Consider the following 12,019-nt stretch of genomic DNA (forward strand, 5'->3'; position numbering starts at 1 on the left):
CTTGTCTTTAATGAAGGGAAGTGCCAAGAATGTCTAAAAGAGAACGCACAATCTTTTTCATTATCTCTGCAACACTGGCGTTACTGCTCATTCTCTTTATCAGTTGGCATTTTCACCGCCAATTAATGACGTTATTTGGCGAATTTACCAGTCGCCACGCTCTGATTGACCGTTTTCAAAAACACCAACCCATTGATATGCTGACCTTCACCTTATTATTGATTGTTGTTATCTGGCTGCCTGGCGCGCCTGTCTCCGTTTTCGCCATCGCGGCAGGAGTCTGTTTCGGTCACTGGACCGCCTTCTGGTTGAACGCCATTGCAATCACTATTGGTAATTTTTCAGTGGCTAACTTATTGCCAGAAATTTGGCATCGGCCCAGCAAGCGTTCAACTGGCAGATTATATCAGGACCTCCTAAAAATACGGCATCCTTCTTTGGGGATTATTCTCGGTTACGCCATTCCCTTTATCCCAAGTACCGTTATTAACTTGGCTGCTAAACGCCTGATTCATAGTCGTTCACACCTTATAGTATTATGTTTCGTGGGAAGCTTGCCAACATCCGCGCTTTATGCCTTTGGTGGCGATTTGGCGCTGCGCGGTGACGTGAAACATTTAATAATCGTGGTGCTAATCGCTATCCTGCTCTTTGGCCTGGGCTGGGTAATCCACCATGATAGGCACGAGGAACCAGCATTGTAGCAGTAACTCAACTAAAAAGCAGCTTTCCGCACGGAAAGCTGCTTTTAATATACCTATTCACTCTCAACTGATCTTAGCTTTCTGCCAGTTCCTAATTTCCAGTACACCAGTCCACCTACGAAGAAGCCAATGAACCACGATAGATTGACAATTAAAGCAGCTGAAACTGCCCCGATTAAAAGTGCTAGTGGTGCCCGCCAGGTGAATTTCGGCTGTTGCTTATCATCATACAGGTCCGACATGTTGACGTGCTGATGACGATGCAGGTAGTACTCAATCAGTATAATTGCCGTCATCGGCCCTAGGAAAATCGAATACAGATGAATAAAAAGTGCCAGCCCTTGTGCTGAACTATCTTGAACTAAGATCCACGGACAGGTTGCAACTGACAAGATACCAATCAGCGTTGTCGCTAATTGCTGAGGCATCTTAAGCAAAGATGTCAGCATATAAGTTGGCGGCATGATATTGGCAACCGTATTGGTGGTAATCGTCCCTAACACAATAAAGCACGAAATCACCACCGACATCCAGCCGTTATTCAGTAAATGTGCCATGGCCGTTACCGGACTGGCGATACCAGTGACCACTGCCAGCATCGCACCAGTCACAATAGTCATGCCATACGCTAATCCAATCGGTATCAGATAGAGTAATCCACGCTGATGCTCACTAAGATTGGGTTTCAGCTCGCGAGAATAATCCGCGGCTGATTCAAAGATCGCCGTGTAATTACCTAAAAAGGCAACGATAAATCCTAAAAAAGGTAGGCCCCACGTCCCTGAAGGCTGAACTAAGCGTTGCTGAATTGCAACTTGATGCTGAGTTACTAGGAGAATAAACACCCCCAGCATCGCGACCATTACAATTGCTGCAATGAAACCCGTCACTAATTTAATCGACCGAAAACCCCACAGTGCCATAACAACTTGAATCAGTTGTAGGAGCATGAAACAGCCAAAAGTATGATTATCAGTTAAACCAAACAGCGTCATACCAATCTGATTCAGCGCCAATGCTCCCGTCCAGGATTGAAACCCGAACCAGACGATAGCCGGGATGCCGCGGAACAGACTCGCTATCTTGGCCCCCTTCACGCCAAAAGATAAGCGCAGCTGAATCACGTATGGCGCTCCCGTTCGATAACCAAAACGATCGTTCAACGTAAAAATCAGAGTAATGATTGCAATGGCAATTCCCGCCGCGACCATGGTTTGCAACAAGTTCATCGTTGCCACACCAGCAACCACAATCGACGAACCTAAGGTGATATTGCCAATGTTAAAGCCATCGCCCAGCCACATGGCCATGTAGGCTAACACGCCGACTTTACGCTGATCACCAGCAATTGGTTTCAAATCAGGAGCAACCGTTTGACTCACTTGCCGCGCTGCTGTTGGTGGTGTCATTTCATTTCCTCCGCTACATTATGATTAGACAGAAACTGACCGGTAGGCTGATTGTCAAAGCTTTGACCCAATTCAAAGATGGTTTTGCCACGTAACAGGGTTCTCGTTACCCGACAATTAATTTTACGCCCAACGTATGCCGAAATCGGGTTCTTATAGTACAGCTCATCTGCTTGCAAGGTATAACTCTGCGTCGGATCCAAAAACGCAATGTCCGCGTCAGCCCCAACTCTCAGTTGCCCCTTATTCTTCAAACCGAATAGTTTCGCCGGCCCTGCTGCCGTTAGTTGCACAAACTGCTGTAAATTTAACCAACCAGACTTAACAGCTACGTCGTAAAAGATATCCAGATTATTTTGAGCGCCGCTAATACCGCCCCAGACTTCAAAAATATTGTCGTTGGGATTGGCTTTCATCTCGGCAGGTGCCGGTGAATGATCGGAGGTTACCGCGTTAACGTGACCGGCCTGAACTTCCCGCCACAAATCAGCCTGGACTTCTGGCGTTCGCAGCACTGGTGAGCATTTCGCCAACGGCCCAATTCGCTTGAAATCAGTTGTATTTAACGCTAAATAGTGCACGCAAGTTTCACAAGTGACGTCTTGTCCCTCCATTTGCGCCCGATAGACTTCACGAACCGCTTCGCCAGTAGAAAGGTGAACAAAATGCAGCTTGCAGCCGGTTTGTTTCGCCAGGTACAGTGCTCGTCTAACGGCTTCAACTTCAACCATTGGCGGTCGGGAATCAATGTACGCTTGAATATCGGTATGGTGATGGGCAATCTCATCCGCTGCCAGCCTGTCAGTCAGTACGGCATTCTCGGCATGCAGCGACAGTCGCAACCCAGTCTTAGCAATGGCCTGCATTCCGCGATACAGATCATAATCATCCACGTTATGAAAATCACCGGGCTCCTCACTGCCAGTGGTTGCCATAAAGGCTTTAAAGCCGGCTGCACCAGCATCAGCCATTGGTCCAATTTCAGTCTGGTTTCCCGGCACCAAACCGCCATACAGGGCAAAATCAATGTAGGACTGCCCCTCAGCAATAGCGCGGTGACGTTTAAATTCAGCCGCAGTCGTCCGCGCGGGCAAAGCGTTTAATGGCATCACCACCATGCTGGTCGTGCCACCGGCAGCTAGTGCCTGACTGCCGGTATGATAATCTTCCCAGTTGCTGCGCCCCGGTTCGTTAATATGAACATGGGCATCCACCATACCAGGCAACACTAGCTGTCTCTGGGCGTCGATCACTTCTTCCGCTTCTGATGTCAGCTTACCAATCGCGGTAATTTTACCGTCCTTAATTCCTAAATCACCGTTCACCACACCCGTTGGCGTGACGATCAAACCATTCTTGATAATCGTTGTTACTTGCATGTTTCGTCCTCCAAGCCAACACTGCGACTGGTCGCTAAGCAAATAAAAAAGTCCACTTGAACGGTGCTCAAATGGACTGGTAGTCTAATCGACTAACATGGCGCTCCCTACGGCAGTACGAACTGCATCAGGTTATTTGGGTATCTCTCAGCTATCACTAGCACCCCAGACCACAATGTTTATTAAATTCGAAATCTCTAACCCTAATTAAAACGAGTTTGCTGAAATAAGTCAAGTATTTCCACTGCTTGTCCGTTTTTGCTACACTTTAAAAAAAGCGTCTCCACTATTTCAGTCAGAGTACGCTTCTAATTGAGTTACTCGTCTAGCTTGCAGCCATGAATCTCTCCAGCTTTGCTTGTTTAACATCCGCGATCGTCCGGCGCAATTTTTCCCAGTTTGAGGTCTTCAACGGATCCAGCCAGGTTACCTGTGGAATGTCGTGAATACTGGAAACGTAGATATCGGACAAAAAGATGTCCACATCACTGCTCAGCTGATCGGTTAAGACGATACCACCACCAAGATTAGTGGTCAAAAGATCAGCCAAATAATCCATCGGTACGATGCTTTGTACAAAGTCCACGCAAATCGTCACACTATCTTTGACCAGGTTGCTTGGAATATTATTAATCAGAATTTTGACGAAACATTTAAGCAATCGCGAACGCATCTCAGCAGACAGTTGCAGGTTAAATGTCTTAACAACGGTATCAACCAGGCGTTTACCTAAAGCTGTAAGGGCTGGAAAACTCATTGCCATATGCGGCTGATCTGTAGAATTAATCTCAGTTAACTCAAAGTAGTCAAATACCATCAGCCAAATCGTCAATTCTGCCAACTGATTGGCAGTCTGATGCTGCACCGCAACCGTGAAATTCTTCTGATCGACCACTGCCGTTTCAGCTAACACCCGCTCTAGCTGCTGGCTGCCACGGTTAAATTGCTGCTGAATCTGTTTACAAAGTTTAATCGGCACTGATGCCATAATTTGCTGGCTTCTTAGGAACAAGAACAAGTAGCTCATTTCTGAATCAATGTCAGCTTCATCGCTATGCCGCACGTTTTTAAGGTAATAATTTTTCAAGAAAGGCAACCGCACATCGTGAGTCAACGTTGCGATATTTCTAATGTTCATAAAATGCTTCCCTGCCAGCCGTTTCACCTGCACCTGAAAAAACATTCGCAACTTCAGCCGTTCGCTGGGTGTTAACGAGATACCAAAGGTCATGCACAAAAAATTACAAAACCGCGACGTCTGTTCCTCTAACTCGGGAAACGGATCATCGATACCATTAAAAAAGTGGTAATAAACGTTCGTAATTTTGGCCCGTTCAACAAGTTCCGGGTGCAAATTTCCACCCTCAGGACGAGCCTGCATTAGCGCCTTATTTTCAAGAATATTTTCGACTTGGTTGCGCAGTGCATAAAACTTAGACTGACTGAGGTAGTGTTCCATTAGAAACTTCTGCCGTGATTCGTGATGCTGATTAACATACTGATACTCAAAAACTTGGAATCGCGGCGACTCTTTTAAGTAACACAGCTGCATCTGCTGATAGATTGAATAATCAATATGCTCACAGACTAAAGTCCCCTCTTTGACGATTAGTTTATACTGGCATTGTTTAATCTGTTTTAAATCTTTGATTAGACCATCAACCAACTGATTAAACTTATAACGCGTAATTGATAACTGATCAATAACCTGCTTGGTGGAAATGACTTGCTGATCCGTCTCCGCCAACATGGCTAAAATGTCTAGCTTGGTACGTTCATCCTTCTCCAAAAAAGCAAAATAATCCATAAAACTCCCCCCATAGAATAACTCCCGCAGTTATCCTCACCGTGTCTCCCAACACTGATATGATGCTTTGGTACAACATCAATAAAGCGCTTCCATCTTTATTGTTGTAATTATCACTGATTTCAATATAATAGAGGTATAGTTATTGTACAATACTCAATTCCTTGAGGTCAGTTCATTAATCGACAAGTCAACTTATATTGTCCAATAATTATGGAGGGAGTAATCGGGTGATAGCTCGACTTAGAGGAGGCAATTTAGTGGTTTCTAAGCAGAGTGATCAACCAGATCGTCGGACGGTAAAGACCCAACGTCAATTGAAAAAGATATTTGTCAAACTGTTGCATGAAAAACCAATTGATAAGATTACTGTCGCTGAACTTGCTAGAGCAAGCGATATTGGTCGAGGGACTTTTTACATCCACTACAAGGATGTCTACGATCTCTATGATTCAGTCGTGGCTGATACCGTTAATCAGCTCACGCAGATATTTGAAAAATACTATCCGCGTGATGGTGACAACCAATTTACGCCGCTAGCAGCGCAAATCGTCAAATTTATCCTTGATAATCAGCAACTGTTCGAAGCTCTAACTCATTATGGTGAAGATGTCCGGGCACTTAAGCACATCAATGCGCTATTTGTCTATTACGTATTAGAAGCAGAACATATCGATACAACCAATACGAAATATCGAGACGCCGTTAGCTTCGCTTCTTGCGGTTTAATCGGTACACTCACTGAATGGCTGACTGCAAAATCAGCCTCATCAGTGGATGACATCGTTACCGTTATCAGCAAGAGCATTGCCGCAATGAGAGAAGTTGCTGTGTCACTTAAGTCTCCATCCTGATTCAGTGAATCAGTTGATACAAAACAAGCCGCATTCAAATTGAATGCGGCTTGTTTTGTATTTAAATCACCGTTTGGTGTTATTACAACTTGATTGTCGTTAACGACTGAATCGCAGCGTATGCCATAAAAATAACCACGATCCACCCAGTAGCTAACAGCCACTTAGGATGCTTATAATCACCCATGATATTTTTCTTAACGGCAGCAACTAACAGGATTGCCAGCGCAATGGGCAAAATCATGCCGTTCAGTGCTCCCACAATAATCAGTACTTTAGCTGGACTACCAACGAAGTAGAAAATAAGCGTTGACGCCAGTATGAAGGTAATAATTAGTGCTGAACGATACTTGTTAACCCATGATTCCTTATTTTGGGAATAATTTAAAAAGGAAATCGACGTAAAGGTTGAGCCTAACGTTGACGTCATCCCAGCCGCTAACAGTAACAGGCCGAAGAACTTATACCCAAAATTACCGGCAGCAATTTGGAAAATGGAAGCCGCAGGATTAGCTGGATTAAGCGTGTGGCCGGTGACCACAACCGCCAGACCAGCGAGAAATAGCATTATCCGGATGACTGAAGCTACCCCGATACCAGTTAAGGCACCTTCATTGACGTACTTAATGTTCTCCTTGCCTTTCACACCGCCCTCAAGTAGTCGGTGTCCACCAGAAAAGGAAATGTAGCCGCCAACGGTTCCACCGACAATGGTGACAATGGAATAAAAGTTAATCTGTGTTGGCATGAACGTATGAGAAATCGCAGTCGCTACTGGTACGGTGGTAACCGACAGAATATAAATCAGCACCATAATTTTAATTACCGCTAAACATTGCACTGTCCGATCCACCACGGTCATGGCATTTTTAACCACGAACACGGTAATGGCAGCTGCGGCAGCGATTAAAGCGCCGTTTTTAGGATCAATGCCAAACAGTACGTTAAGTCCTAACCCCGCGCCGCCAATATTACCGATGTTAAAGAAAAAGCCACCGATAAAAATAAGTGCCGTCAGTACATAACCTAGGCCGGGAATAACCTCGTTTGCCAGCACCTGCGCGCGTTTACCGGAAACAATAATAATGCGCCAAATATTCAGTTGAACCACGATATCAGCAATAATACACAGTAAAATAGCAAAACCAAAGTTGGCACCCATCTGACCGGTAAACGCAGCGGTCTGGGTCAGAAAGCCAGGACCTACAGCGGCCATGGCCATCATAAAGGCGGCACCCATGGCGACACTAAATGGCGAACGTTTCTTTTCTGTAACTGGCGTCGGTGTTGGTGTTGATTGTGAGGTTTCTTTCATTAATCTATACTCCTTCTCAATCTCGGTAGTAACAACTATTTGACGTGTGCGGCAACAACATCGATACCTTCTGCGGTCAGTGCTTGATGAATCTGTTTGACGAAGGCTAACGCTTTAACGCCGTCGCCATGAACGCAAATCGTATCTGGCTGAATGCTGATGACCTGACCATCAATCGTAGTGACTTGGTGCTCTTTCAGCATTTTAATGGTGCGTTTAACGGCAACGGCGCTGTCTTCAATAACCGCGCCCTCCTTTTGCCGCGACACAAGGCTGCCATCCGCTTCATACGCGCGGTCCGCAAAGACTTCCTGTTCGTATGGAATCCCAACAGCCTTAGCAGCACGAATCAACTCACTGTTTGCTAGGCCAACCAGCATTAGCTGAGGGTCGACTTCTTTGATACCCGCACAAATTTGATAGGCCAATTCGTAGTCCTTAGCTGCCATGTTATATAAAGCACCATGAGGCTTCACGTGGTGTAATCGGTGGGTTGGTGCAAAGGCTTCAAGCGCCCCAATTTGATACTTCACGTCCGCCTTAGCAGCCTTAGGCGCAATTTTCATTGGTCGGCGGCCGAAACCTTGTAAATCTGGCAGCCCTGGATGAGCGCCCAATTGAACGTGGCTGGCAACAGCTAAATCAACCGTATGCTGCATCACTTCGGGATCTCCTGCATGGAAGCCGCAGGCAATGTTTGCTGACGTAATGTAGGGAATAACCTGATCATCAAGCCCCAGCGTGTAACGGCCAAAGCTCTCACCCAGATCACAATTTAAATCAACTTGTGTCATATAATATCCTCCCCCTCTAAGTTCTACCGTGAATCGGACTGCGGCAACAGTTCCCGTTCGATAAATTCAATGTCAAATTGATTTTGCTGGAACTGATTGGTTCGTAATAACCGGTTTAAGAAATCTAGGTTAGTTTCAATCCCCGTAATCACCGTTTCATTGAGTGCCACCAGCATTTTCTGCACCGCTGTCTGCCGATCCGGTCCATAACTGATAATCTTAGCAATCATCGAATCATAGTTTGGCGGTACCTTGTATCCCTGATACAGCGCGGTATCGACCCGAATGCCATTACCGCCGGGCAAGTGCAGGCCGATTATTTGACCAGCGCTGCTGGCGTTGATTCGGCACTCAACAGCGTAACCGTTCGCGGCAAGTGCTGCTGAAGGCACCTTGCCATCAGCAATCAATAACTGCGCCTTAACCAAGTCCCAGCCAGAAGTTAACTCTGTAATTGGATGTTCCACTTGGATTCGAGTATTCATTTCCATAAAGTAAAACTGATCCGGACCAGCATAGAGAAATTCAAGCGTTCCGGCACCTAAGTAGTGCAGTTCTTCGACGGCTCGTTTGGATACCGCAAGCATTTTATCTCGCGTTGCTGGATCAATACTGCTTGGGGCCTCTTCCACTACTTTTTGGTGGTGGATCTGCAGTGAACAGTCCCGTTCACCCACGGCCACGCCAGTACCATCTTTGAATCCTAAAACCTGAACTTCGATATGCCGTGGCCGGTCAATAAATTTCTCCAGGTACATTTCGTTACTGCCAAAGGCTTGTACAGCTTCATTTTGCGCTAAGGTAAACAACTCTTCTAACTGGTCCGGTGTCGAAATCAGCCGCATGCCTTTACCGCCACCGCCAGCAACGGCCTTCACCATAACCGGATAGCCGATTTTTTTAGCATCCGCTTGAGCTTCGGCCACAGTGGTAATCTTGCCATCACTGCCCGGCGTAACGGGAACACCAACTGCTTTCAGCGTTTCTCGGGCACGCTCCTTATCACCTAACAGGCTGATAGTTTCTGGCTTCGGCCCGATAAAGGTCAAACCGGCTTTTAGGCAACGTTCCGCAAATTCAGCATTTTCTGATAAAAAGCCGTATCCGGGGTGAACGGCATCCGCCCCAGTAATCTGAGCAGCTCCCAGTAAGTTATTAATATTGAGGTAACTCTTAGTTGGACTGGCCGCACCGATGCAAACTGCTTCGTCGGCTAATTTAACGTGCAGTGCGTCCTTATCAGCAGTTGAATAGACCGCTACCGTACTTAAACCTAATTCCTGGCAGGCACGAATGATTCTGACCGCGATTTCACCACGATTAGCAACCAAAACTTTTTCCACTTTGCCACCCCCTATAGACTTTCAAATTCAAAGAGTGGCTGATCAAATTCCACTAGATCTTCGTTGGCGGCCAGCACCTTTGTAATTCGGCCAGCCTGCGGTGCAACCACGTTATTCATCATCTTCATCGCTTCAATCACCGCCACTGTTTGGCCAGCTTTCACGGTGTCACCCACTTTAACGAATGGGGCATCATCCGGGTTGCCAGATGTATAAAAGACACCAACAAACTTAGCGTTAATTGTTTTGACAGCTGACGCCGCTGTGTTTGTCTGTGCTGGCGCAGGCTGCATATTTGCTTCGGATCGAGTTGCCGGTACTACTGCTTCTCTGGACAGTTCCAGCGTTTCGTCTTTTTGCTGATACTTCAGCTTACTGATGCCATTTTCGGCCATCAACTGCATAATGGCTTTCATTTCTGAAGTTTCCAATTTTTCATCCTTCTTTCAAATTACGAAGTGAAGAGTGTCGCTATTCGTTCTGCTGGTTCTCGATTAAGTTGGACCCGCGGCTGAAACTGATGAGTGGCTTTAATGGCCGCATCGCTGCCGTAGTTTTGACGATAAAGTATTTGACTCTCCGCTAAGTCAAGCCATCGAAACTGAACTTGCTGACCAGGTGTCAGCTGCACCAGTTTCGGCAGATCCACCCGTGCAACCACGGCAATAACCGGGTAGCCACCGGTAGTTTGCCGATCCGCCAGCAATACGATTGGCTGGCCATCCCGCGGTAATTGAACACCGCCAAGAACTGTACCTTCCGACAGCATTTCCGTCATTTTAGTCACATCAAGTGCCTGCCCCTGCAGACGAGCACCCATCCGATCGGACTGCTGACTGATTTCAAAGGCTTGATGAGTCAGCTGCTGACGGGTTTGCGCAGAAAAATCATCGTATTGCGGCCCCGGCGTCACTCGAATAACTGTTTTATCCCGCTGAGAATACGGATATGCAGTAGCTTGCTGAAACCGCGGCTGATTTAACGCATCGCGAACGGTCTTCAAACTATCCCCAGCCTGTAGCTGGCGTCCTTGGTAACCGCCAAGCTGATACTTCAGACTCGTTGAGCGGCTGCCCATGATTACTGGTACTTGAATTCCGCCATAAACCGCCAAATACCCAAACCGGCCAGCAGTATAATGGCCAATTGACAACTGGTCGCCGCGACGCGCGTAATATTCGCGGTAGGTTTCAATCGGCTGGTCGTTTAACGTCATTTCCGCAATTGCGCCCGTCACCGCAAAGTGACTCGCTTGTGTAAAAGTTAGCGTCGGTCCTTGAAGACTGCTTTCAAGCACGGCGGCGTCAATGGAATTACCAACTAACAGATTAGCAACGTTGGCGGCATCAAAGTCCATCACACCCGAAACCGAAAAACCGCTGCTTTGCGTGGCAACTCGTCCCTGATCCTGCACGGTAGTCAGCAGACCGCCAGCTTGTATCTTAAGCGCCATGCTGTTCCACCTCCGCTTCTGGTACGGGTTCAACCTGCACCTGATAGCCAGCTAAATGAGCGGCAATTTGGTCGTACTCAGCTCGAGAAATCACATCGAAATGAATGTAATCGCCCGTTTGATAATAAAACGGCTGATTGCTTTCAGGTTGGAATAGCCGTAACGGTGTCCGACCAATAATCTGCCAGCCACCCGGTGATTCAATGGGATACATCCCGGTTTGTTCCCCAGCAATACCTACCGATCCTGGCGCAATCTTAAGCCGAGGTGTTGCAAGTCGAGGTGTCGCAATCTGCGGATCCAGACCGCCTAAATAAGCAAAACCTGGCAGGAAGCCCAGCATATAAATCAAATAATCCGGTTGACTATGTCGTTCAATGACCGCTTTAGAGGTGAGATGAGCTCGCGTTGCCACATTGGTCAGGTCCGGGCCAAATTCTGAGTCGTAGCACACTGGAATATGCACGCGTTTAACCGTTGAAACCGTACTTTGGTGACCATCAAGCATCGCTGTGTTAATGGTAGCTTTTAGCTGCTGCAAACTAATCTGCGCGGGCTCATAAAACACTGTCAGTGTCCGAAACGCTGGTAAAAAGCCAGTAATACCATTTACAGTTAATTGCGTTAATCGCTGCTGCAATTGGGCAATCTGCTGGTTAATAGCCACGCTGACTTGTCGTTCAAAAGTCACGTTGACCGCCTTATCACCCGCCGGTAAAATTTGGTAAGTAAGCATCATCACAACCTCCTATCTATCAATGCATTTAAGCCTTATTTTAAATTAAATTGAGATTAAAATCAAATTAAAAATACATATTGTTCCATAAACCTAATGTATATTCACTATATTCATTTTCATGAAGTTTTATAAACGCCTTAATATCAACCATGTAATATAATATAACAGAAGAATATTCATTTTAAAAGATTTGAATCTTAATTTGATTTTGCCGGTGATTAT

Annotated in this window: 11 protein-coding genes and 1 riboswitch; of the genes, 2 read left to right on the forward strand and 9 right to left on the reverse strand. The window is 46.3% G+C overall.

The genetic code is table 11. The features are described from left to right. Positions 1-29 precede the first annotated feature (29 nt). Positions 30-704, forward strand: coding sequence for a TVP38/TMEM64 family protein (locus JUE95_RS06680; RefSeq protein ID WP_203650148.1), 675 nt, complete (start codon positions 30-32; stop codon positions 702-704). Between the two features lie 53 nt (positions 705-757). On the opposite strand, the gene JUE95_RS06685 is transcribed toward JUE95_RS06680, so the two are convergent. The 3 genes from JUE95_RS06685 to JUE95_RS06695 all read right to left on the reverse strand — a co-directional run bounded on the left by JUE95_RS06685 (position 758) and on the right by JUE95_RS06695 (position 5,299). Next, entirely contained in the window at positions 758-2,113 is a 1,356-nt protein-coding gene (locus tag JUE95_RS06685; RefSeq protein ID WP_203650149.1) for an NCS1 family transporter, read from the reverse strand. Further along, positions 2,110-3,492 (reverse strand): allantoinase AllB, encoded by a 1,383-nt coding sequence (gene allB / locus JUE95_RS06690; RefSeq protein ID WP_203650150.1) that lies wholly within the window; start codon positions 3,490-3,492, stop codon positions 2,110-2,112. Before allB ends, JUE95_RS06685 begins: the two co-directional genes overlap by 4 nt. Positions 3,493-3,578: 86 nt before the next feature. Then, positions 3,579-3,670, reverse strand: a riboswitch (TPP riboswitch). 147 nt (positions 3,671-3,817) lie between these two features. Beyond that, a complete protein-coding gene (locus JUE95_RS06695; protein WP_203650151.1) occupies positions 3,818-5,299 on the reverse strand; it encodes a hypothetical protein in 1,482 nt (493 codons plus the stop codon). Between the two features lie 260 nt (positions 5,300-5,559). Here JUE95_RS06695 and JUE95_RS06700 point away from each other — a divergent pair, with 260 nt between their 5' ends. Next, the gene (locus tag JUE95_RS06700; RefSeq protein WP_203650153.1) at positions 5,560-6,153 is read left to right on the forward strand and encodes a TetR/AcrR family transcriptional regulator; all 594 of its coding nucleotides are present in this window, start codon (positions 5,560-5,562) and stop codon (positions 6,151-6,153) included. Positions 6,154-6,235: 82 nt separating this feature from the next. On the opposite strand, the gene JUE95_RS06705 is transcribed toward JUE95_RS06700, so the two are convergent. Genes JUE95_RS06705 through pxpB form a run of 6 tightly spaced genes read right to left on the reverse strand, consistent with a single transcriptional unit; the run spans position 6,236 to position 11,797 of the window. Beyond that, entirely contained in the window at positions 6,236-7,468 is a 1,233-nt protein-coding gene (locus tag JUE95_RS06705; protein ID WP_203650155.1) for an NRAMP family divalent metal transporter, read from the reverse strand. A gap of 35 nt (positions 7,469-7,503) precedes the next feature. Then, positions 7,504-8,262, reverse strand: a complete 759-nt coding sequence (locus JUE95_RS06710) for a LamB/YcsF family protein (protein ID WP_203650157.1) — start codon at positions 8,260-8,262, stop codon at positions 7,504-7,506. A 23-nt stretch (positions 8,263-8,285) separates the two neighbouring features. Further along, positions 8,286-9,605 carry an acetyl-CoA carboxylase biotin carboxylase subunit gene (locus tag JUE95_RS06715; RefSeq protein WP_203650159.1) on the reverse strand — a complete coding sequence of 440 codons (1,320 nt, stop codon included), beginning with the start codon at positions 9,603-9,605 and terminating at the stop codon, positions 8,286-8,288. An 11-nt stretch (positions 9,606-9,616) separates the two neighbouring features. Beyond that, positions 9,617-10,036, reverse strand: coding sequence for an acetyl-CoA carboxylase biotin carboxyl carrier protein (locus JUE95_RS12825; RefSeq protein WP_308440895.1), 420 nt, complete (start codon positions 10,034-10,036; stop codon positions 9,617-9,619). A gap of 20 nt (positions 10,037-10,056) precedes the next feature. Continuing rightward, on the reverse strand, positions 10,057-11,058 hold the full coding sequence (locus tag JUE95_RS06725; RefSeq protein WP_203650160.1) for a 5-oxoprolinase subunit C family protein: 1,002 nt from the start codon (positions 11,056-11,058) through the stop codon (positions 10,057-10,059). Continuing rightward, positions 11,048-11,797 carry a 5-oxoprolinase subunit PxpB gene (pxpB, locus tag JUE95_RS06730; RefSeq protein ID WP_235995287.1) on the reverse strand — a complete coding sequence of 250 codons (750 nt, stop codon included), beginning with the start codon at positions 11,795-11,797 and terminating at the stop codon, positions 11,048-11,050. The genes JUE95_RS06725 and pxpB overlap by 11 nt, the downstream gene beginning before the upstream one ends. Positions 11,798-12,019 lie beyond the last annotated feature (222 nt).

This window comes from Secundilactobacillus yichangensis (assembly GCF_016861565.1).
GTDB lineage: Bacteria > Bacillota > Bacilli > Lactobacillales > Lactobacillaceae > Secundilactobacillus > Secundilactobacillus yichangensis.

Excerpts from the sequence above, each read along its gene's own strand:
- allB (WP_203650150.1), bottom strand. The coding sequence starts at position 3,492 with ATGCAAGTAACAACGATTATCAAGAATGGTTTGATCGTCACGCCAACG.
- pxpB (WP_235995287.1), bottom strand. The coding sequence starts at position 11,797 with ATGATGCTTACTTACCAAATTTTACCGGCGGGTGATAAGGCGGTCAAC.
- JUE95_RS06725 (WP_203650160.1), bottom strand. The coding sequence starts at position 11,058 with ATGGCGCTTAAGATACAAGCTGGCGGTCTGCTGACTACCGTGCAGGAT.
- JUE95_RS06695 (WP_203650151.1), bottom strand. The coding sequence starts at position 5,299 with ATGGATTATTTTGCTTTTTTGGAGAAGGATGAACGTACCAAGCTAGAC.
- JUE95_RS06705 (WP_203650155.1), bottom strand. The coding sequence starts at position 7,468 with ATGAAAGAAACCTCACAATCAACACCAACACCGACGCCAGTTACAGAA.
- JUE95_RS06710 (WP_203650157.1), bottom strand. The coding sequence starts at position 8,262 with ATGACACAAGTTGATTTAAATTGTGATCTGGGTGAGAGCTTTGGCCGT.
- JUE95_RS06685 (WP_203650149.1), bottom strand. The coding sequence starts at position 2,113 with ATGACACCACCAACAGCAGCGCGGCAAGTGAGTCAAACGGTTGCTCCT.
- JUE95_RS06680 (WP_203650148.1), top strand. The coding sequence starts at position 30 with ATGTCTAAAAGAGAACGCACAATCTTTTTCATTATCTCTGCAACACTG.